The sequence below is a fragment of the Italian clover phyllody phytoplasma str. MA1 genome, from assembly GCF_000300695.1.
Classification (GTDB): Bacteria; Bacillota_I; Bacilli_A; order Acholeplasmatales; family Acholeplasmataceae; genus Phytoplasma.
Genome location: NZ_AKIM01000003.1, coordinates 1 through 343 on the forward strand (window position 1 = coordinate 1; position 343 = coordinate 343).

1 pseudogene is annotated in these 343 nt (G+C 28.9%); it reads left to right on the forward strand.

Features of this window, described 5'->3' with window-relative positions:
• Positions 1-343: pseudogene (locus RI01_RS00020) on the forward strand (hypothetical protein); the annotation flags it as partial.

The following is a 343-nucleotide window of genomic DNA, read 5'->3' on the forward strand; positions in this document are numbered from 1 at the left end:
AGAAACCAAAGCTGATATAAAAGAAGAATGGGAAGAAATTGATCACCGAGGAAGAACTCAATCAATGATTGAAATTCATTATACCTTTGATGGCCTTAATGGAATCGGTTATTATGAACAGCAAAAACTTAAGGCAGAACAATTATTTCGCGAACGAGAATCGTTAGAAAAACAAGCTAAAGAAAAAAACCTACAAATTTATTTAAATGATAAAGCCATAGATATGAATCGTTCACCTAATAATCCTGAATTAGATAATTTATCAGAAAAAATAATGAAAAATCACAATGAACTAATCAAAATAAATCAAAAATTAATATTAGATCGCCTCGAAACCCAAAAA